Origin of the sequence: Francisella opportunistica, from assembly GCF_003347135.1 — a bacterium.
In the GTDB taxonomy this organism is placed as follows: domain Bacteria; phylum Pseudomonadota; class Gammaproteobacteria; order Francisellales; family Francisellaceae; genus Francisella; species Francisella opportunistica.
In genome coordinates this window covers 246,358-269,434 of record NZ_CP022377.1, presented here as the reverse complement: position 1 = coordinate 269,434, position 23,077 = coordinate 246,358, and the positions used below count along the sequence as shown (strand labels likewise).

Below are 23,077 nucleotides of genomic sequence, written 5' to 3'. Positions count from 1 at the left end.
AAATCTGCAACAATTCAATTTTTGATACGGTCTTTCTAATCTTGCCGAGTCAATTTTTATAACTCACCCATTCACATTCAATTAACTAATTTCTAACAATTACTAGTTAGTCTTCACTATCCCAATTAACTTCTATAAATTTCTCTGGACTTTTCTCTTTGAGATGATTTAAGTTAGGACAGCTTGTAGTATGTATAACCACCCCTTTTGAAACACTCATATACCCTTGAATTTGATCGGGGTAAACAGGATGACAACATTTAGCCATCTCATATTTCATACCATCAAAGCCTGAAACTAAGACTTTTGGAGTTTTTGCTTTTACCGTTATTGGTTTATTTTTTTTCTTGATTAGCTTTTCTTCTGCTGAATATGTATCAATAATATAGTTAACAACACTATTAGTCTTTAAGCTGCCACCCTCAATCGCTGCAAAAAGACTATCGCTAGTTTTCATATTAAACTTAGCAGCAACTTCAACAAAGTCAACCTCTTTAAGATCATAGCCTCTTAGCTCTTTTAGAAGTCGATCTTTTCCTAAAGCTATATTATCTTCTTTGTTCTGCTCATTAAACCATTTAGTGACTCTTGACCTATTACGCACTGAAGATAAATAACCTAGATTTTCAGAGGCCCAATCTTTACTTGGATTAGGTTCTTTACCTGTTAGAATCTCGACTTTATCACCGGTTTTTAGCTTAGTTGTTAACGGTACTATCTTACCATTTAGTTTAGCACCTTTAGTCCGGTGACCTACCATTGTATGTACAGAATAAGCAAAATCTAAAACTGTCGAACCTTCAGCCAAATCTATTAGCTCATTTGCCGGTGTAAATACATAAAGTCTCTTATTAAGCTCTTTAGTTATTTCACTATCATATTCATTAATCTCTTTCTCCCACTCAAGAAGAGATCTTAACCAAGCAACCCTAGCCTCATAAGAAGCATCGAACTTAACACCTTCTTTATAACGCCAATGTGCAGCAAAACCTAACTCAGATTCTTCGTGCATTGGTTGTGTTCTAATTTGAACCTCAATATTTTGCTCACCAACCCTGACAACTGTATGTATTGATTTGTAGCCATTTGGCTTAGGATGGGCAATATAATCACTAAATTCCTCTGGAATTGGTGAATATAAGTTATTAACTTCAGCAAGTACTTTATAACATTCATCAACATTATTTGTTATAACTCTAACAGCAGTAATATCATACAAATCATCAAGCTCTTGATAGCCTTTATTCTTAAACTTTTTGTAGATACTATAGATATGTTTAACTCTACCTTGAATACCTGCATGTAGATTGTATTTCTTAAGTGTTGATTTTAGCTCTTGAATTACTTGGTACAAGAAATCTTCACGCTGTTTTCGAGTAGCACCTAGACTTTTAGCTATTCGTTTGTATTCATCTTGTTGTAAAAAGAAAAATGCTCTATCTTCAAGCTCCCATTTGATAGCACCTAAACCAAGCCTATTTGCTAAGGGCGCATAGATATCTAATGTTTCTCTAGCAATAACCCGCTGGGTATTACTACTTAAAGATTTTAGATGGCGAATTGTACATAGCTTATCAACAATCTTTACCAGAACGATCCTGACATCTTCGATAATTGTCAGCAGCATTTTTCTAAACGTATCGATTTGCTCCAAGGATATGTTATCTGAACGATACATCCTAATAGCCGACATTTTACGTGTACCTTGTAAAATCTTAAGCACTGTTTGATTAGTTGCTTGCTCTATATCCTCATCGGATATATCCCCGAAATTATAAAGTTCATAAAGAATACCAGCAGAAACAGACTCTTCATCTGCTCTGATTTTGAAAAGAACATATGCCATCTCAATAGCATATAAAAAGGAACTAATACCAGTTGGATGGCGCACCGATTCGGCACTTTTACTTTTTAGAAGCTCTAAGGCTGCAACTATAATCTCAAACTTAACACTAGTATAAAAACTTTTAAGCTCAGATATCAACAGATCATCTTTTATCTGACCATCACTATCTAGAAGTTTAGAGTCAATAACTTGCATAATTACCCACTTTTTGTAAAAAAATACAAAGCCAGTCTATAAGCCGGGTTCTGTAATAGACAGTCATTTATCTAGGCTTACTGTCACCAGTAAGCTCAAGCGACCTACCCTGCCACGATGCGAGCAACATCATAGTGGCACTATTTGGTCTTGCTTTAGATGGGGTTTACAGTGCCATTGAGTGTTACCACCAATGCGGTGCGCTCTTACCGCACCTTTTCACCCTTACCTTATTAGAAAAATAAGGCGGTATATTTTCTGTTGCACTTTCCGTAGGCTCACGCCTCCCAGACGTTATCTGGCATCTTGCTCTGTAAAGCCCGGACTTTCCTCACTCATTACAAGCGCGACTGTCCGACTGACTTTGCATTTATTAGCTTTCTCTAATTTTAGCTAACTCAATATTATTATTAGATTTTACCGAATTATATTCTTCCTGCAAAGCACATATCTTTGCATTATATTGTTTTTTTAGTTTGATAACTTCAAACTCAAGATCCATTCTGTCATTATTTAGTTTTAAACGATAGTTATTGTACTCTTCTTGCAAGCGTATCCTGTCGTATCTAACTGCCTGAATCAATTTAAAAAGCTCAATCATATCACGAGGAAATTGCTTAAGTTTAGCTATACTAAATTCCTCAACACTAGGACTCTTGCTATACTCATCCCCTACCAAGTCATCATTAGCAAAAGACTTTTTATTAATATCAAAATTAGGTTTCTTCATAGAAAATAATCAAAAGATTTGAAAGTTAACGAAATTATATATGAGGTAATCTACCAAAGGCTACTAATAATTGCAATGCAATAATACCTAGACCACTAAATAATATCAAAGATAAATACAGCTTACTTAGGATATCATTTCTACCTTGCTTAGTTCTTATAGCCCAAACCATCATCGCAGGCTGTACTATCAGTAATACTGAGACAAATATACTAGCATAGCCTAAAGCAGCTATAAAACTACTGACAAAATAAATCGCAAAAATAAGTGGGGGGATTAAAGTAATCACCAGAGTTATTAATTTTTTTCTGTTATCCAAACCATAAAGGTCTTTATTAAAAGAAAATAATGCTAAAGCAACACCCAAAAAAGATGTAATAATCGCAAAATTCTCAAAAAGTCTTATAAAAACTAATGAACCATTCTGACCTAAACCTTGATACGCTTCTGCTAGAGTCTTGCCTGCATTACTCAACGCTATAAAACCATTATCCCCATATAGACTTACTGTCCCAAGTGTAGCTACAACCCATACTAAATAAACAAGTAATGGCGCTAATGCTCCGATAGCCACTGTTTTTTTGAAAACTACATCATTCTCAAAGTAATTTCTAATTGCTGGGATAACAATATGAAAACCAAATGATGTAACAAGTATTGGAATAGCAAACCAAACATACTCTACCCCTAGAGCTTTATTTTCTAGTATAGGTGCACGAATTTGGGGAGCAACAAAAGCAATAAATAAAACAAAAGCTAGTACTTTTAGACTTAAGAATAGTTCATTAACACTAAATACTACTTTGATACCTTTATATATAAAAAAACCAAAGATTAAACAAAATAGCAGCTTTGCTAAACTATCATTTTCTAGGTTTAACCAACCAAGTATATATGTTTGAAAAAGTTGCCCACCCATAAAAATATAAGCTGTAAGTAGCGAATATAAAAGCAGTAGATAGAATAATAAGTTTAATATTCTACCAGGCTTACCCAATATATTGTGCGCGATTGAGTCCATATCTGTACCTAAAGGCTGAGAAACATTTGCCTCAACGATTAATAAAGATGTTGCATACATAATTATCCAAACCAGAAATAAGGCTGCCACCGCATAATTAAACCCAACTGCTGCTACTGCAAAAGGAATCCCAAGCATACCTGCGCCAATAGCCGTTCCAGCTATAATAGCTATAGCACCAATTTGCTTAACTTTTGAGACCTGCTTCATTGATTAACCCTTGAGCATTTTTTCAAAAAACATTAAATTATACCAATTTTAATAATTCAATGTAAACAAACATCAATCAACAGACAATATGTAAACTTTTTTATATTTTCTAAACATAAATAAATACAGCTAGCTCCATCAATAATTTTTTAACAAGCCAAAGTTATCTAAACCCTTATTTTTTTATTATGCTAATACTAATGTTATTGGTTCAATAACAAAATCAAATAGTTCTAATACATAAGCACTACTAGCAATAATAGTTGTACATACAAATAATGTGGTTTTCTTATAAGTTTTAATTAATCTTAATATAGCATTTCTGCTTATTTGTATTGGTTGGTAATGTAAACTAAAATCAAAATTAGTAAATGAACTTTGATAGTTATGCCAATTTTTAATAATCTGGGCCATTAATTGCATATGATCGCCTGTAATAGGTATAAAACCAAAGTTTTTACTATATTTACCAAGATTATTATCTTTTACTTTATATCCTAGATTGTCCATAGCTCTAAAAAAACATATTTCTGTATGTTTTAATTTCCCTGAAGGAGCACTTTGCCCTAGTTTAAATTCAGTATCTTTAGCTGATAAAACTCTATTAATATGTTTTTGATCTAAATTAGCTACTATTTTTTTTATGACTTCATCTATAATTTTACCACCTTTTTTAGGATCAAACTGAGGATGATGTTCAAATACCCGACCGGTAGAAAAATGAGAATCTAATATAATAGCCTTGATATTTTTAAATCCTTGCTTTTCTAATTGATAAGCCATTTCTACAGCTATTACTCCACCTAAAGACCAACCAAACATGTATACTGTTTCATCTTTAGATAGATTTAGTTGATTTATATAAAGGCTTGATAATTGTGATAGATTATCAATTTTATCTTCATTATAAATATTATAGTTGTCTATACCAATACAGTTATAATCATTAGCAAGCCTGTCAATAAAATCTTGATACATTTCACAACCACCAAATGCAGGATGAATAAATATCATTTTAGGCTTATTCGATATATTATTAGAATAATATTTAATTAGTTGGAATTTATTGTTAGATACATTATTCAATAATGATTGTATTGTTTTATATCTAAATAAGTCAGCTACTGAGAATTCTGTAGCTAAAGCTTTAGACATTTGATATGTGGTTTGAATAGCTTTAATAGAGCTGCCACCAATATTAAAGAAATTATCAGTGATACCTACTTTATCTATATTTAGACATTGCTGCCATATCTTACATAAGAGCTTTTCACTCGCAGTTGAAGGTGGAGTGTACCCATCTTTATTAATTATTTCAATTTTAGGCAAAGCTCTTCTATCTAATTTACCATTAATAGTTAAAGGGAATGATTCTAATTTCATATAAAAGCTAGGGATCATATATTCAGGTAGCTTTTTAGCTAAATGATCTTTAATTACAGATTCATCTATTGATTTATCAGCTACATAGTAAGCCACTAGTGTTTCATCCTTAACTAAAACACAACTTTGTTTAATATTATCAATTGCTGATATTACATTTTCAATTTCTCCAAGTTCAATCCTAAAGCCTCTTAATTTAACTTGGAAATCATTTCTACCTATATATTCAATTTCTCCATTAGCTAACCATTTACAGATATCACCTGTTTTGTATAAACGGGTATAACCTTTAGCAATATCATCTGGTGTAGCAAAAGGATTATCTATAAATCTTTCTTTAGTTAATTGTGGTAAATTTAAATAGCCTCTAGCTAAACCAGCACCTCCTATATACAACTCTCCTGGTACACCTATCGGTAATGGGAGTAAATTATTATCTAAGATATAAAGCTTTGTATTGAATAGGGGTTTGCCGATATTATTAACTTTTGTATCATTAATTTGTTTACCAGCAGCATATATAGCTGTTTCTGTTGGACCATAATAATTATATAAGTTAACTTTATCTTTCCAAAATAAAGCTGTTTTATGATTACAAGGTTCTCCAGCTACAATTATACCTTTTAGTGATGGATAAACTTTATCCATTGGTAATATTGATAAAACAACTGGTGGTAAAAAAGTATAATGTATACTGTTATCAATTAAATAATTACTGAGTATATTACTATCTAACCTAGTTGATTCATTATAAATATGCAAAATGTTTCCATATAAAATGGTTGAAAATATTTCAGAAACTGAAACATCAAAAATATAAGATGCGTAAAACCCGATATTAATTTTACTTTCATTACTACCATATATATCAAATATATTTGAAACTGTATTTATAACAGAAATATGTTCAATCATAACCCCTTTAGGTTTGCCAGTAGTTCCAGAAGTGTAAATTACATAAGCTAGATTATTAGGTTGTACATTAGTATTTAAATTATCTTTAGCATAGTTTTGAAACTGTTGTGAATCTGTAGCAATAATCTCTACATCTTGAGCTACTTCTTTAAGCTTATTAATTAAATGTGTTTGAGATAGTAAAATAGTTGCATTAGTATCTTCTAAAATATATTTTGTTCTATCACTAGGAAAGTCAGGTGATATAGGCACATATGCAGCTGCTGCTTTGAGTACTGCTAATATTGATATAATCATCTCTAAGCTTCTATCTAAGTATAAAGCTATTAAGGTATCTTGTTGTAGTTGCTGATTAGTTATAGATCTATATTTATCTTTGATATATCTAGCAAGTTGGTTACTTCTTTGGTTTAATTCTTTATAAGTTAGTTGTTTATCTTCAAAGACTAAAGCTATATTATCTGGAGTTTTAGCTACTTGCTCTTCAAAAAGTTGATGGATGGTTTTATCTTGAGGAAAAGCTCGTTGTGTTTGATTCCATTTATAGATTATTTGGTTATGTTCTGCTTCATCAAGGATTTGATATTGATTAATATTCTTAGAATCATAACAACTAACAACTTGCTTTAATATATTTTTATAATGGTTAATAAATCTCTCAATTGTATTCTTTTCAAATAAGCTAGTAGCATAATTCATAATACCAACAATCTCATCACCTGAATCATCTATTAAACAAGTCAAATCAAATTTAGCTACTTTATAAATATCTGAAATATTTTGAAATTCGAAATATTTCTGCATATCTTGAGAATTTTTCACTTTAAAGTTCTGTACAGAAAACATTACTTGAAATATTGGATGTCTACTCGTATCTTTTTCAACATTCAAATGCGAAACAATTTCATCAAATGGAGTGTCTTGATAAAATTGCATTTCAATAAAGTTATTACGGATATCTTTAACTAAATTAGCAGCTGTCTTATTTGTTTCTATATTTTGTCTAAATATGATGTTATTAATAAAGAATCCTACGATATTTTGTAATTGTGGAAAGTCACGACTAGCATTAGGGGTGCCAATGATTAAATCATTTTTTTGAGTATATTTATTAAGAAATATAAAGAATCCTGCTAACAATATATTATAAAGAGTGTTATTTGTTCGTTTACTAAGTTTTTTTAAACTAAAAGATAATTCTTTATCAAGTTTAAAATATATATCCTCTCCTTTTAAATCTAGTTGCTGAGTTCTTTCTTTATCTAATGGTAAATCTAACGATTCAAAAGCTGATAATTTATTTTGCCAGTAAGCTAATTGTTTCTCTAGGATGTCACTAGATAAGTATTTATTTTTCCAAACAGCAAAATCCTTATACTCAATGTCTATAGGCTCTAAACAAAGTTTTTTATTATTAGCATAATGCTCATAATATTCTAATAAATCATTACTAATAATATCTAATGACCAAGCATCTACTGCTATATGATGAATGTTAAGTAATAATAAATATTCTTCTTGATAAGAATAAAATCTTATTCTCACAGGAATATCATTCATTAAATCAAAAGGGGTATTTACATCTTTAGCTAAACTTTGTTGTAATTCACTATTATCACTACAATTCCTATATATTATTTGCGGACCTTGATTAACAATAAATTGCTGTAAACTACCATCATCTTTTTGTTTGTATGCTGTTCTTAGCATACTATGCCTCTGAATAACTGCTCTTAGAGCTGAATCTAATGCCGGTATATTGATCCCTTGGGATAGTTTAATTAATATAGGTATATGATAAGCATTGGTTTTACCCTCAAATAGTTCAATAAACAATAATCTTTGCTGAGCAAAAGACAGATCAAAACTATCTCCTGAGGCTTTAGGAATAATTATATTATTATCATCAATATTTTTTATTCTAACATCTAATTGTTTAATTGTTGGATACTGAAAGATGTCCTTTAAATGAATATTTTTGTTAAAATGTTTTGAAAGTAAGAATGATATTTTAATTGAAGTAATAGAGCTGCCACCAATATTAAAAAAATTATCAGTGATACCTACTTTATCTATATTTAGACATTGCTGCCATATCTTACATAAGAGCTTTTCACTCGCAGTTGAAGGTGGGGTGTACCCATCTTTATTAATTATTTCAATTTTAGGTAAAGCTCTTCTATCTAATTTACCATTAATAGTTAAAGGGAATGATTCTAATTTCATATAAAAACTAGGGATCATATATTCAGGTAGTTTTTTAGCTAGATGATCTTTAATAGCTGTTTCATCTATTTCTATATCTGATACATAGTAAGCTACTAATACCTCATCCTTAACTAAAACACAGCTTTGTTTAATATTATCAATTGCTGATATTACATTTTCAATTTCTCCAAGCTCAATCCTAAAGCCTCTTAATTTAACTTGGAAATCATTTCTACCTATATATTCAATTTCTCCATTAGCTAACCATTTACAGATATCACCTGTTTTGTATAAACGTGTATAACCTTTGGCAATATCATCTGGTGTGGCAAAAGGATTATTGATAAATCTTTCTTTAGTTAATTGTGGTAAATTTAAATAGCCTCTAGCTAAACCAACACCACCTATATATAACTCTCCTGGTACACCTATCGGTGAAGGGAATAAATTATTATCTAGGACATATAGTTTTTCATTAAACAAAGGAGTTCCTATTACAGAAGATTTTGTACTGGAATCAACTTCTTTTATTGAACTCCATATAGTTGTCTCTGCTGGTCCATATACATTGTAAACATACTTAAACTCTTCTAAAAAAACTTTGACCTCATTATTTGCTGCTTTTTCACCCCCAAATAATAAAGTTTTATCATGAAATTTGCCTTTGTGTATTTGACATAAATTACTAATAACTTTTGGTGTTTGTTGTATTATATTACTTTGTACAATTTGCTCATCGGTAATTTTATCAGCTGAGGATAAAATTAGCTTATAACCATTTAACAGTGGTAGGGCATACTCAAGGCCAAATATATCAAAAACAATGTTTGTCAAACTTAATAGGTTTAATCCATTATTAGTTTTTATTTTTTCACTAAATAGTTTAATGAAAGAAACAAAGCTATAATGTTCAATCATTACACCTTTAGGTTTACCAGTAGTTCCAGAGGTGTAAATTACATAAGCTAGATTATTAGGTTGTACATTAGTGTTTAAATTATCTTTAGCGTAGTTTTGAAACTCATGTGAATCTGTAGCAATAATCTCTATATCTTGAGCTACCTCACTAAGCTTATCAATTAAATGTGCTTGAGATAGCAAAATAGTCGAATTAGTATCTTCTAAAATATATTTTGTTCTATCACTAGGAAAGTCAGGTGATATAGGCACATATGCAGCTGCTGCTTTAAGCACTGCTAATATTGATATAATCATCTCTAAGCTTCTATCTAAGTACAAAGCTATTAAGGTATCTGGTTGTAGTTCTTGATTCGTTATAGATTTATACTTATCTTTGATATATCTGGCAAGCTGGTTACTTTTTTGATTTAACTCTTTATAAGTTAGTTGCTTATCTTCAAAGACTACAGCTATATTATCTGGGGTTTTAGCTACTTGCTCTTCAAAAAGTTGATGGATGGTTTTACCTTGAGGAAAAGCCCTTTGTGTTTGATTTACTGCTTGGATATGGTCAATAATATTAGAATACATTTTTAATGCCCAGTAATATTAAATTACGAAATTGTATTACAAAAATAACTTTAAATAAAGTTTATAATAAGGCATTTATAATGAAATTATATTACATTGACTAATATTTTAAAATTAGAAACTATATTAATAGTTTATTTATTTCTACACTTTAATGCTAATATTAATACTGAAGAGCAAGTTATAAGAGCAAGTAGATAACCTATAGCTACAATCCAAGAAATGTTAAATTTTTGCTAAAACATCAAATATAGCTTCTGCTGCCTCAGATCTTTTTTTATCTTTTTCTCTGAGTTCATTATTTTTCTTTTCTAATTCATGCTGTAATTTTTTTTGTTTAGTAATATCAATAGAAACCCCTATAATTCCTATAACTTTACCATTTTCATCTTTCAGAGGGGATTTTTGTGATAGAAATGTTTGTTCTTTTCCCTCAAACAATACTTTTTCTTCAAAAATTAATGTTGTATCACCCTCAATCACTTTCAAATCATTTTTATATAAATCAGAGCTAGTATTTTTCATAACACTTAACTCAACATCCCTTTTACCAATGGCTTCATTCATATCACTTAACCCAAGATACTTAAGGTAGCAAAGATTCATACCTAGCATCTTACCATCAGTATCTTTCCAGTAGATATTAGCTTCAATATTATCAACTATTTGTTGAAATGAAGATTTTTGATTATCCAAAAGGCTTTTGATTTCTTTATTTTTCTTTTCTAGTTCAGCTTTTTTTCTTTCTAATTGAGCTTGTAATTTTTTTTGTTGAGAAATATCAATAGAAACCCCAATAATTCCTATAGTTTTACCATTTTCATCTTTCAGAGGTGATTTTTGTGATAGAAATGTTTGTTCTTTTTCCTTAAACAATACTTTTTCTTCGAAAATTGATGTTTTATCATTTTCAATCACTTTCAAATCATTTTTATGTATATCAAGGCCAGTATTTTTGATAACACTTAACTCAATACTACTTTTACCAATGGCTTCACTCATATCACTTAGCCCAAGAAACTTAAGACAGCTATGATTCATACCTAGCATCTTACCGTCAGTATCTTTCCAGTAGATATTTGCATCTATAGAATTAATTATTTGCTTTAGTTCATATTTTTCATTCCTAAGGGAACTATTTTCACTTCTAAGTTTTTGCATTTCGTGTTTTAATTGTTTATTTTCAAGTTCTAATTGTTCTGACATAATTACTCTCCCAAGTATTTTTCTATTAATTTATCTTATAATATAGCTGTAAAACAAAAAAAAAATGGCTTTATTTATAATTACCTCTTCGTGTCTTCTATAACTTTCTAATTGAAAATATTTAAAAGTATACATTTTAGATAGTTGCTTAAGCAAACATCATAAATAGGTTAGCCAGCACTTTTATTTGATTAAAGTAAATTTTTTGGAGCCTAATCTAATTATAAATTTAATCTTTATTAATCCTTAACCGCAGACAAAGCACTTATCATTTCAGAAGTTAGATTATTAAAATCTTTTGGTGAATTCGGTGTAAAGATTACATTTGACTTAGCTGATTTTGTCATATTCTCTAAAGTATCTAAATACTGATACATCATCACTAAAGATGAGATATATTCAGAAGAAACACCTGCTCCAGTGCCTTCTTTGACATCTTCTATAGATACACGCAAACCTCTTGCTATTGCTTTTCGTTGCTCTGCAATGCCTTCACCAAGTAATTTCATCGACTCTTTTTGCCCTTCAGCCTCTTTAATCTTAATAAGCTTTTCAGCTTCAGCTTTTGCTTTTGTTGCCTCAAGTTGCCTTTGTGCAGCATTAATCTCATTCATCGAGCGTTTTACATTTTCTTCTGGATTAATATCAACAACCAATGATTTAATTATCGTATAACCATAAGTGCTCATTTCTTCTGATAACTCTTTTTTGATATCTAATGCTATAGCATCTTTATTCTCAAAAGATTCATCCAAGCTCATGCGCGGCAATGATGACCTAATCACATCAAAGACATACGATTCCATCTGTGCTCTAGCATTTGTTAGTTTATAAAAAGCATCAACAGCTTTTGATTCCTCAACTAAGAATTGCACTGAAACTTTCATATGCACAAAGACATTATCTCTAGTTTTTGTCTCTGCCACAATATCAAGCTGCTGGACTCTTAAGCTTACTTTCCCAGCTATTCTCTCAATAAAAGGTATCCTAAAGTTAAGGCCAGCCCTTTGAATTCTTACATACTTACCAAATCTTTCGATTACATTTACCGATTGTGTTTCGACAAGACTTACCGAAAAAGCCAGTAACACAATAGCTAACACCAGCAAAAATACTAACCAAACTATAAACATTTTTATATCTCCTATTTTATATAAACTAAGACTGTGGAAAATCTACAATAATTTTATAATCACCTTTACTATCTTCATGCCAAACTAGTAAATCATTTCCTGTAGTTAGCTTACCATCTGAACTTTTCAAAATAAATTTCAAAATGACCAATTGGTGTTTGCTACCAAGGTTTTTACAGTATTGGTAGTTAAGTGTTAATTTACCTAGATCTCTCTTGCTGGAAGCATTAGCTGCAAAGCTATCTAAATAATGTTTTAACACTGCATTTTTAGTTGTATACGGCTTACCACCACTCATATATATAAAATCATTATCATAAAATGAAACTACTTTTTCAACATTCCCAGAATCCCATGCACTCTCCATCAGCTTAGCTTTAGTTTTTATCTTACTAAAAATTTTATCACTACAATCCCCCGTTGCATTTGCTGTCAATGCAATCAGCATAGAAGTAATTACTAGTAGTATTTTTTTCATCCAATTTACTCCTAACCTAAAACGATAATACCGTAACATCTTTGGTCAAAATTTGTGGATTATCTTCAAATGGTCGAAAACATTCAAAATGCAAAACTATTTTATGCGGCACTTTCCTGAATTTTTTGGTAAGCTTGAGCTTAAAGTTATCCATACCGCCCCATTTTGATTTATCTATATCTACACTCTTATGGCTAAAGCTGTCATCAACAACATAATCATAATCTGGTGGGATTAAAAACCATCTATAGCCATCAATAGAGTCTACTGGAAGCTCTATATTAAAAGTGTATTGTTTACTATTTAAAGCAATTGGTTTTGTATAAATTTTATCAATTTCTGCTTGAGTCATAGTTGCTAACCCTAAACAAGGAAAAAATAGCAAAAAACTAAATATTCGTCGCATATCTTCAATACAAACTTATCATCTAAATAAAATTATTATACAATTACAGCTGTTACAAATATAGATATTATTTTTTACAAAATGGCACTAGAAAAATTTGAACTTGAATTAGTATCTTTTAAAGATATCACTGACAAAGTTAGACACTTTGTTTTCAAAAGAACAGATGATAAACCTCTTGAGTTTATCGCAGGGCAATTTATTACTTTCTTACTTACAGATCAAGAAGGCAATATAAAGCGTAGAAGCTATAGCTTAGGTTCATTACCAGCTGAAAATATGTTTTTAGAGATAGGCATGACTTATGTCGAAGGCGGTATCGCAACAGAAACTTTTTTTAATATGAAAGTTGGTGATAGAGCAGCTGCAATGGGGCCTGCTGGTAGATTAATTCTAAAAGATGAAGAAATTAGAAAACTAATTTTAGTTGGTACTGGTACTGGTATTATCCCATACAAAGCAATGTTTCCAGAACTGTTAGAAAAAGCTGATAATACTGAGATATATATTCTTTTAGGTGTACAATATCGCAAAGACGCTCTCTATCAAGATGATTTTATCGAGTTTACTAAAAAGCATCATAATATTCACTTTAAACTATGCCTAAGTAAAGAAACTCAAGTTCTTAAAGATTATGAAATTTCAGGATATGTACAAAATCAATTTGAGAAAATAGGTTTAGATCCAGAAAAAGATGTTGTATATGTTTGTGGTAATCCAAACATGATTGATGAATCGTATGAAATGCTTACACAAGCTGGCTTTAATGCTAAGAACGTGCGTCGTGAGAAGTATATTTCTTCGAATTAAACTTGATACTATAGATAATTTAAGCTAAAATCGTTGAGCTATTCTACTAAAAAGGATGTGGTGCTTAGATGAGAGAGTCTAAGTGGCGATGTCAGATTATAAAAATAAGGAAATTATGAAATGAAACAAGAAATTCATCCAAAATATGCTGAAGTAACTGTAACTTGCAGCTGTGGTAACGCTTTCGTTACAAGATCAACAGTTGGTAAAAAAGAAATGAACATCGATATCTGTTCAGAATGTCATCCATTCTATACTGGTAAGCAAAGAATCGTTGATACTGCCGGACGTGTTGATAAGTTCAAGAAGAGATTTGGCGGCATGAAAAAAATATAAATTATTTTTTCTCGCATAAAACTAAACCAGCCTTATGCTGGTTTTTTTGTATCTTTTTTATTTCAAACTCAGAATTTATAGCCTACTAGGCATAAAAGTAGTACATTCTGTCATCAACTATGTTGCTAATTTATTTATAAAATCTTCAAATCTCTTTTTAGATCTCTAATTTTAGCATTAGCAATGACTATAATTTTTCTCATAACAGCTACAAGGGCTACCATCTTCTTTTTACCCTTTTCAACAAGGTCTCTATAAAATATTCCAAGTTTACCTTTACTTCTAGCAGCAGTTAATGCTGACATAAATAATATAGGTTTTAAATCAGCTCTACCGCCGTAAGTCTTTCTATAGCCAACTTTCTTGCCACTTTCATACGGATATGGAGCTACTCCTGCTAAAGAAGCCACTTGTTTACGGTTTAAGTTTCCTAACTCAGGCATCAAAGCAAGTAAAGATGTGGCTGTAGCATTTCCTAGACCAGTAACCTCTTTAACTAATAGATCTCTAGCTTTTGCTAAGTATTGGCAATCATCGACTAACTCATTTATAAGGCTTTCTATAATCATAATTTCTTGTTTATAGAACTCTATCATTCTTTGGTGAGAATCTTTTGTATATTTTTGGTCTGGTGCTTGATATCTATTTTTTTCAGCTGCTAACTGTTTTTTAATATCTTGTTTTCTAAGAATATATTTTATAAGCTTTTGCATTTTATCATCATTAGGTTGATAAAATTCTAGGTCACGGTGTCTTTCATACCCATACTTAGCTAGTCCAAAAGCATCAATATTATCTGATTTACCTAATTGACCTGTAGAGCGAATAAAATGTTTAACTATTCTAGTATTAGCTCTGTGAACAACTATATTTTTAGTTATTAAATATTCAAGTAAAGCTTTTTCATAGCCTCCGGTAGTTTCAACAACTACAAAAGATTTATCCTTGAGTATAGGATGATCTGATAAAAGTTCATCAAAGCCAGTTAAGTTATTAAGGTATTTAAAAGTCTTTTTCTTACCATGAATTGCTACTACAAAATCATTCTTTGATATATCAATATCGATGAAATTATGATACATTTTAAATATCTCCTTAGTATGTTTACAAATATTTGCGATTGTAAGCGGTCGTTAAAACCAAGCAACTATACAAACGTATTAAGGAGATAACCCAAGTACCTTGATGACAACGATTGTTTAAATCTATCCTGAACCGGTCGCTTGGGTTATAATCAAAACTATTAAAATAGTCTTGATTTAACTCCTTGGTAAACACATTATACTAAGAATTTAACTTACAATCCTGAACTCGTTTCAGGATCTCAATAAAATCAACAATTATAGTGAGATGCTGAAATAAATTCAGCATGACATTTTTATATGTAGTTAGTTGTATTACAAATGTATTAAGGAGTCAAGCTCATTAATTAGTTGTGGCATATAACGAATAATAAGGCAAATCTTCGACAAAAAACTATAAAATTTTGATAACTAGCAACAACCCTTTGTAGACTCATAATATCTATTAATATACTCTTCTAAGGATATTTTATCATTGGCTACTAATTCTTTTTCTGCAACAACAGATTGACTAGCTTGCTCTTTTAATTTAGATGCAACTTCTGATGTAAGCTTATAACTTCTAAATTGTTGCGATACCTGGCAAGATATATCTAGGACAAAATTTTTATAACCATGCTGCTTCACTAATTCAATAATTTTAGCTGAAGGTGTTTGCGAGATATCTAATACTTTACGCTTTTGTATTTCAACAGCATCTAAATACTCTTTAGACATTCTCTTAGCTACTGTCGTGATTTTATCAAATAATTTTAAAGCATAGTCTTTTAAGAGTATCTCACTATTATCATCAAGTTTGTTAAGCTTAAGTTGTGGATTACGCCCTTGTATTGCAACTGCAGTTAGATTTTGTTTTGCTTGTTTGATAATATCTTTATGGTATTTTTTGGCATCTTCTTCTAAACAGGTCATCAACATTGCCTCAACAAAAAGCGCTGTATCTTTACTTATACCAACTGGCTCAAATGGATCTACATCTAGCACCCTTACCTCGATATATTCAACACCACGATTATATAATGCACAAGCAGGTCTTTCACCTCTTTTGGCAATTTGCTTGGGTCTGATTGCACTGTAGTACTCATTTTCTATTTGTAAAATACTATCATTTAGCTGTATTCTTTGCTCCTGAGAATTATAAAGTCCTATGCGCTTATAATCAGCAAAGACTTCATCTGTTGCTTGTATTAGATCTCTTACATATGCCTTAACATTCTCATACGATATTGTTAAATCTTTTTGTGCTGGACTTGTATAACCTAGGTCACTCATTCTAAGACTAGTAGCATATTCTCCAACATAAAACTCCTCATCTAATAGTGATAAATAATCAGGTTTATTCTTAACAGAAGTCTTAGCACATATAGGGCTAGCACCGAAAAGATACGGTAAAAGCCACATAAATTCAAAATAGTTATTAAGCACCTCAAAATAAATATCAGATGTCGATACTTGCTTTTTACTAGCAATATTAGCAATTAAATCCTTATCAAAAGAAAAATTATAATGTACCCCAGAAATTATCTGCATTATTTTACCATAACGCGCAGATAGCCCTTTACGATAGACACGCTTCATTTGCCCCGAATTTGAGCTGCCAAAGTCAGCTTCGTGTATTCCATTTTTACTAGCAGATAATGGCATGCTAGTGTTAAGAATAATTTCATCACTAGACATATTCTCTAAAGTAAATGCTGAAAGTTGATATAACTCACCAATTGCTTTATCTATACTAGCATGTGGTTTGGTTATCAGCTCAAGCAAATTTTCAGAGAAATCAACGGTAATACTGCTATTAGTTAATTTATGGCCTAAACCCTGAGGATGATGAGAAGTTGCCAAGCTGCCACAATTAGTAACTCTTAAAGTTTCTCTCTCAATTCCACGCAGATTATTTATTTTTTTGAAATCGTACATCATTATCCTAAATAAGTTTTTCACTAATGATTATAAACTAGTTAACAAATTATTGGCCTAGTGTTTTTAGAGTTTTCCATCCTCCTAGTAGCAGCATAGTTACTAAGTAGACACACCCCCCTATAAACACTACCAAAGCTATACTCTTGAGTCTAACAAACATTGGTAATGTAATCCAATAACTATCACTTAGATTAAATAATTTTAATACCAAAACCATAGATATACTCGCAACTATAATTTTGATAATCGTCATAAAAGGCAAATAAGTAACTATAAATAATTTAAAGTTAAAATCACAAAGAATCCATAGTTGGATAAATAAATTTAGTAATGCCACAGCTGAGCTAGCTAACGCCAAATATATAAAAGCATATTTATCACTACTAAAAAAATGTACAATAGATATATCTAAGCATATTATCATTATCAAAGATACTAAACTTATATAGAAAACCACGGCTGTCTTATTTTGTGCATAAAGTGCCGAGACAATAGCTCTAACTACCACAAAACAAAATAGTGACGGTAAATATCCAAGCATTGCTAAATAAGTAAAATCGACATCATCTAAACTAAATTTACCGTAATAAAATAATGAAATAACTATGGGCTTTGCTAGTACAAACAAACCAACTATAGCCGGAATTGTTACTAATAGGGTAAACCTTATAATCGCTGCTAAATTCTTAAAAAATTTTTGTTTATCTCTTTTACAATCAATTAAATATGGAATCATAACAGTAGCGATTGCAGTGCCAAAGACTCCATACAAAAACTGATTGACTCTATCGGCATAATATAACCACGCTAGACTTCCTGATAACAGAAATGATGCAAAGAATGTTTCTACAAGTCCATTAATTTGCAATATTGCTGTTCCAAGAAAAGCCGAAGGTAGTTTGCTTAAAAAAATCTTCGCGCGACTATCTTTAAGTAAAAGGATATCACCACTAAGATTGATCTTGCCTACTAACCTTATCAGACTATATCCGCCAATGCTTACTTGGATAATACCCGCCAACAAAACAGCATAAGCAACGCTATATATAGGTATACTAGATTTCGGTGATATAACTATACCTGCAATCATTACTACATTGAGGATTATAGGTAGCAATGATGATACCAAATATCTACTATAGCTATTTAAAATCGCTGATATTACACCCATAATGCCGTTAAAAAGTAGATAAGGCATCATTACTATAAACATATTTTTTATCAGCGCTAGAGCATTCTCATCATCAATTAAACCATAGGCATATATTCCCACCCAAATATTACTAAATATTATGGCTAATAGTGTAACCACAAGCAAAAACAATGCTATAAAATATAATATTGTTACAATAAATTTTTTGTTTCTCTCATTAATGCTACCATTTAGATATGGATTTATAATCTGGGTTAAAGTTCCTGATGAGGTTACTTTACGCATAAACTCAGGAAATCTAAAAGCTACTAGAAATGCTTGTAATGCTATATTACTGCCAAAAAAGCTTGCTAACAATAAATCTCTAACAAAGCCAAGAAGTTTTGATAAAAATAAAAATATAGATACGATTAAACTATTAGAAAAGAATTTTTTCATTTTTTAGTAAAATAGATAAGCCCTATTTAAAATCTGTCACAACCTGCCAACGACTTCTCAAACTTTGTTGCTCTTTAATAGCCAACTCCTTTTCTTGCTGTGATAATTTAATTTTAGCTAATTTTTGTTGCGCTTGTTTAATACCACCATCAGAGATATCTGGCATACAGTACTCATTAAACTGGCTCCAGAATTTAAGTGCTGGGTTTTTATATAGCTCAACAGCTTCTGCTAGATAAGCATATTTAGCTATTTTATTATCTGTTAAGTCTGCCATTACGACAAATGCTGGAGCATATGGCTGCTTTATTGCTTGTCGCGCATACTTATAAGCAAGTTTATTATTACCTTTTGCGATATATGCTTTTGCTAGACCAGTTTCTACAGGGGATATATGATCTAACTCATATGCTTTTTGATACCATTCAATCGCAAAATCAGGACTCTTTGGTAAACCTGCTAAACCACTTAAATATGTATCACCAATTAAGGCTCTACCAATCGCTATACAGTATGGGTAGTTTTCTATAAAGCTTCTTTCATTACGCATTAGGAAAGCACTGCGTGCATCTAAACTACCATTTGCAATAGCTAACTTATACCACTTATAAGCTTTAGCAAAATTTGGACCTGGAACCTTGCCTGCTCTAACATAAAGGCTACCCAGCTGATTTTGCGCAATATCATAGCCTAGATTGGCTGATTTTTCGATATATTTTATACCTTTTTTCTGATCAACGTTAACATTATCTGAACCAAAGAAATATAATTCACCTATTAGATACACTAAATAAGAGTATGACATAGCACCTTCTGGATCTTTTGGAGCGCCATTTTTTTGATAAAAGTTTACTGCCCATAGCGCATATTCTAGAGCTATTTTATTACTTAAATCAAGTTGTACATATGCCTCTGCTAAAAGACCTGTAGCTCGTGCATCAGTTTTCAAATATGGTTTACAAGAATCCAAAACTTTTTCATAGTCTTGATTTACACCATCTTTATAACATTGCTCCATAGTCGCGTATGATGAACTAAAAAACAATATTGATAAAAAAGCAATTATAAATTTAGCTTTCATCTATTTCTCCTGCAATACAAAAACAACCAAGCGTCACATTTTTAAAAGTATAATACACTTTCACATAATATTTACATAGATTTTTAGTAAAAATCGACCTGCCTAATTTGAGCTAGATATTTTATATGTACCTTATTCGTATTTAGTGGCAAAAAACCTTTGCCTTTCTCAGGCCATTCGATAAAACAGATGTTATTTTGGTTAAAATAATCACGCGCACCAATCCATTCTAACTCTTCTGGATCAGCCAACCTATATAAGTCAAAATGATAAATGTCAAATTTCTCAAACTCATAACTCTCAACTATGGTATAAGTAGGGCTTTTAACATTACCACCATAGCCAAGTGCCTTGAGTATGCCTTTGACAAATGTAGTTTTACCCGCACCTAAATCACCATACAAATAAATAATTTGACCAGGCTGTAGCTGTTTAGCATACTCTTTAGCAAGTTCATACATTTGATTTTCATCATTTATTAGTATACTTTTCATAATATCTTATAAACTCTCCTGCTAATACAAAAGATCCAAACACTACAGTGACCGTATCTTTTTTTGATAGGTAAACACTGCTTAAATCTTTGTTATAATCTACACGAATTATCTGCTGTGATTTAAATTCTTGTTTTATCTTTTCAAGAGCAGCTGCTCTTGAATCTAAATATTTAAGGTCTACCACCTCCCATTTATAGACATGCTCTTTAGCTATATTAAGCACTTCGTGTATATCTTTGCTTGCTAAAATACCAAATATTGCCTCGTAGCGAATATTTTTGTGTGCAAACTTACTCTCTAAGAGCCCAAATAGATGTCTGACAGAAGCAGGATTATGTGCAACATCAACAACCACATAACTGTTATTTAGCGAATCATTCTTTATAAGTGCAAACCTTGCTTTTGCTCTTATATCCTCAAGATTTGGGATATATGCTAGCTGCATTCTATGAAAAAGATATTCTGCTATTCCCATAGCGGTATTATAACTATGAGCAAAACACTGTTTTGAGTTATACTCATAGCTATTTTGATAAATTATTGCACCTATTGTTTTTGCATATTCGTAGACACTCTGTGGCATTTGTGAACCTAGAAAAAGAGGAACGCCTGAACGTGATATTCCAGCCTTCTCAAAACCTATCTTATCAAGAGTATCACCTAATATCTCACAATGATCAAAGTCAATATTTGTAATAGCTGTTATATCAGCATCAATTATATTTGCTGCATCCAATCTACCACCAATACCTACTTCTAAAATCAAATAATCAAGCTTTAATCTCTGTGAGTAGATACAAAGGCATAAAAAAGCAATCTGATAATACGAGAGGCGATACTCTGGAGTTAATTCTTCTAATCTCTCTAGTATCTCCAAAAGAACACTATCACATATTGGTTGTTTATTTAATGATATTCTTTCATTAAACTTAAAAACATGTGGTGAAGTGTGACTCAAAACATTGTTATTATTTGTTACAAGAAGCTCTTCTAGCATAGCTACTGTCGTACCCTTACCATTAGTACCGGCAATAGTTATAACCCTAAACTTCTTAGCAAAATTAAATCTATTAAGAATTAGTGATAAATCTAAAAGATCGCAACAAAGAGCATCTGGCTTAGCCATTAATTTAGCTATTTTAGTTTCGACGCTCATTTTTTTGATTAAGAATTAAGCTTGTTGTTCAGAGTTATATTCTAAATTTTGAGAATAGTTTATTTTTGTAAGGTTAGGCATTAGCTTGTCTATTAGTTTAGCAACTTCGCCTCTTAAGTTTCTACGATCAACGATCATATCCACCATACCTTTTTCTACCAAAAACTCACTTCTCTGGAAACCTTCTGGTAGTTTTTCTCTTACAGTTTGTTCGATTACACGCGGACCAGCAAATCCAATCAAAGCTTTTGGTTCCGCAATATGGACATCACCAAGCATAGCGAGTGAAGCTGACACACCACCTGTTGTTGGGTCTGTCAAGACCACTAGGTACGGTAGTTTAGCTTCCGCTAGCTTTTGTAATGCCGCACTAGTCTTTGCCATCTGCATCAGCGAAAACAATGATTCCTGCATTCTAGCACCACCACTTGCTGTAAAACAGATAAATGGTACTTTCTTCTCAACAGCAAGCTTGACACCTCTGACAAACTTCTCACCTACTACTGAACCCATAGAGCCACCTAAAAACATAAAATTAAACGCTGCAGCAACTACAGGAAAACCTTTGACTGTCCCCTCCATTACTACTAAAGCATCTTGCTCTTCAGTTTTCTTCTGTGCTTGAGCTAACCTATCCTTATATGTTTTTGTATCTTTGAACTTAAGCATATCAACAGGAGAGATATTATCAAAATATTCTTTTGTACTCTCTCTATCAAAAAATAGGTTTAGTCTATGCCTAGCAGATATTCTATAATGATAATTACAACTTGGACATACCGACTTATTATTGTGTAACTCTTCTGAATACAAAGTCACACCACAGTTAGGACACTGACTCCAAACCCCAGATGGCATATCTTTTTTCTGCGCTTCTAAACCAAGACTTCTACCAATTACTCTAGTTAACCAACTCATTCTCAAACTCCTCCTAAATAATATTAGATCAGCTATATCTTTAGCCGAAAATCTCGATATCACTAAAGAAATATTTTATCTCTTGTGCTGCTGTATCTTCTGCATCTGAGCCATGAACAGCATTTGCATCGATACTATCAGCAAAATCAGCTCTAATAGTGCCTGCTTTAGCTTCTTTAGGGTTTGTTGCTCCCATTAATTCACGGTTTTTTGCAATAGCATTCTCACCTTCCAAAACTTGTATCATCACAGGGCCTGAGATCATAAACTCAACAAGTGCACTAAAAAAAGGTCTATCTTTATGTACAGCGTAAAAACCTTCTGCTTCTGTCTTTGATAAATGCTTCATTTTAGCTGCAATAATCTTTAAACCAACTTTCTCAAAGCGGTTATAGATTTCACCAATTACATTTTTCTCTACAGCATCTGGCTTAATTATAGATAAAGTTCTTTGTTTAGTCATT

The 23,077-nt window shown here is 31.4% G+C and carries 18 protein-coding genes and 1 other RNA gene; 2 read left to right on the top strand and 17 right to left on the bottom strand.

Annotated elements, in window-relative coordinates; translation table 11 throughout:
- Positions 1–106: 106 nt before the first annotated feature.
- The 9 genes from CGC45_RS01335 to CGC45_RS01295 all read right to left on the bottom strand — a co-directional run bounded on the left by CGC45_RS01335 (position 107) and on the right by CGC45_RS01295 (position 13,222).
- The gene (locus CGC45_RS01335) at positions 107–2,041 is read right to left on the bottom strand and encodes a RelA/SpoT family protein (RefSeq protein WP_071629942.1); all 1,935 of its coding nucleotides are present in this window, start codon (positions 2,039–2,041) and stop codon (positions 107–109) included.
- A 23-nt stretch (positions 2,042–2,064) separates the two neighbouring features.
- An RNA gene (gene rnpB / locus CGC45_RS01330) (RNase P RNA component class A) lies at positions 2,065–2,407 on the bottom strand.
- 7 nt (positions 2,408–2,414) lie between these two features.
- Positions 2,415–2,771 (bottom strand): hypothetical protein, encoded by a 357-nt coding sequence (locus CGC45_RS01325; RefSeq protein WP_071628613.1) that lies wholly within the window; start codon positions 2,769–2,771, stop codon positions 2,415–2,417.
- Between the two features lie 34 nt (positions 2,772–2,805).
- Complete coding sequence (locus CGC45_RS01320) at positions 2,806–4,002, bottom strand: amino acid permease (RefSeq protein WP_071628612.1); 1,197 nt, start codon at positions 4,000–4,002, stop codon at positions 2,806–2,808.
- A 186-nt stretch (positions 4,003–4,188) separates the two neighbouring features.
- Positions 4,189–9,999: a non-ribosomal peptide synthetase gene (locus CGC45_RS01315; RefSeq protein WP_071628611.1), complete on the bottom strand. Its 5,811-nt coding sequence runs from the start codon at positions 9,997–9,999 to the stop codon at positions 4,189–4,191.
- Positions 10,000–10,224: 225 nt separating this feature from the next.
- Positions 10,225–11,205, bottom strand: a complete 981-nt coding sequence (locus tag CGC45_RS01310; protein ID WP_071628610.1) for a PAS domain-containing protein — start codon at positions 11,203–11,205, stop codon at positions 10,225–10,227.
- Positions 11,206–11,444: 239 nt separating this feature from the next.
- Positions 11,445–12,338: an SPFH domain-containing protein gene (locus CGC45_RS01305; RefSeq protein ID WP_174683408.1), complete on the bottom strand. Its 894-nt coding sequence runs from the start codon at positions 12,336–12,338 to the stop codon at positions 11,445–11,447.
- Positions 12,339–12,363: 25 nt separating this feature from the next.
- Positions 12,364–12,816 carry a Cif family virulence factor gene (locus tag CGC45_RS01300; protein WP_071628609.1) on the bottom strand — a complete coding sequence of 151 codons (453 nt, stop codon included), beginning with the start codon at positions 12,814–12,816 and terminating at the stop codon, positions 12,364–12,366.
- A gap of 16 nt (positions 12,817–12,832) precedes the next feature.
- Positions 12,833–13,222 carry a hypothetical protein gene (locus CGC45_RS01295; protein ID WP_071628608.1) on the bottom strand — a complete coding sequence of 130 codons (390 nt, stop codon included), beginning with the start codon at positions 13,220–13,222 and terminating at the stop codon, positions 12,833–12,835.
- Between the two features lie 81 nt (positions 13,223–13,303).
- Between CGC45_RS01295 and CGC45_RS01290 the strand changes: the two genes are divergently transcribed.
- Entirely contained in the window at positions 13,304–14,032 is a 729-nt protein-coding gene (locus CGC45_RS01290) for a ferredoxin--NADP reductase (protein ID WP_071628607.1), read from the top strand.
- Between the two features lie 120 nt (positions 14,033–14,152).
- Positions 14,153–14,368 (top strand): 50S ribosomal protein L31, encoded by a 216-nt coding sequence (gene rpmE / locus CGC45_RS01285; RefSeq protein WP_071628606.1) that lies wholly within the window; start codon positions 14,153–14,155, stop codon positions 14,366–14,368.
- A 134-nt stretch (positions 14,369–14,502) separates the two neighbouring features.
- On the opposite strand, the gene CGC45_RS01280 is transcribed toward rpmE, so the two are convergent.
- From CGC45_RS01280 to ndk, 8 genes are all read right to left on the bottom strand, one after another.
- Positions 14,503–15,450 carry an IS110 family RNA-guided transposase gene (locus tag CGC45_RS01280; protein WP_071628605.1) on the bottom strand — a complete coding sequence of 316 codons (948 nt, stop codon included), beginning with the start codon at positions 15,448–15,450 and terminating at the stop codon, positions 14,503–14,505.
- A gap of 411 nt (positions 15,451–15,861) precedes the next feature.
- Positions 15,862–17,367, bottom strand: a complete 1,506-nt coding sequence (gene gshA / locus CGC45_RS01275; RefSeq protein ID WP_071628604.1) for a glutamate--cysteine ligase — start codon at positions 17,365–17,367, stop codon at positions 15,862–15,864.
- A gap of 49 nt (positions 17,368–17,416) precedes the next feature.
- Positions 17,417–18,961, bottom strand: a complete 1,545-nt coding sequence (gene murJ / locus CGC45_RS01270) for a murein biosynthesis integral membrane protein MurJ (RefSeq protein ID WP_071628603.1) — start codon at positions 18,959–18,961, stop codon at positions 17,417–17,419.
- Between the two features lie 22 nt (positions 18,962–18,983).
- A complete protein-coding gene (locus CGC45_RS01265; RefSeq protein WP_071628602.1) occupies positions 18,984–20,042 on the bottom strand; it encodes a tetratricopeptide repeat protein in 1,059 nt (352 codons plus the stop codon).
- A gap of 83 nt (positions 20,043–20,125) precedes the next feature.
- A complete protein-coding gene (gene tsaE / locus CGC45_RS01260) occupies positions 20,126–20,536 on the bottom strand; it encodes a tRNA (adenosine(37)-N6)-threonylcarbamoyltransferase complex ATPase subunit type 1 TsaE (protein ID WP_071628601.1) in 411 nt (136 codons plus the stop codon).
- Positions 20,514–21,695: a bifunctional folylpolyglutamate synthase/dihydrofolate synthase gene (locus CGC45_RS01255; RefSeq protein ID WP_071628600.1), complete on the bottom strand. Its 1,182-nt coding sequence runs from the start codon at positions 21,693–21,695 to the stop codon at positions 20,514–20,516. The genes tsaE and CGC45_RS01255 overlap by 23 nt, the downstream gene beginning before the upstream one ends.
- A gap of 15 nt (positions 21,696–21,710) precedes the next feature.
- On the bottom strand, positions 21,711–22,613 hold the full coding sequence (accD, locus tag CGC45_RS01250) for an acetyl-CoA carboxylase, carboxyltransferase subunit beta (protein WP_071628599.1): 903 nt from the start codon (positions 22,611–22,613) through the stop codon (positions 21,711–21,713).
- 40 nt (positions 22,614–22,653) lie between these two features.
- Positions 22,654–23,076, bottom strand: a complete 423-nt coding sequence (gene ndk / locus CGC45_RS01245; protein ID WP_071628598.1) for a nucleoside-diphosphate kinase — start codon at positions 23,074–23,076, stop codon at positions 22,654–22,656.
- Between the last annotated feature and the right edge of the window lies 1 nt (position 23,077).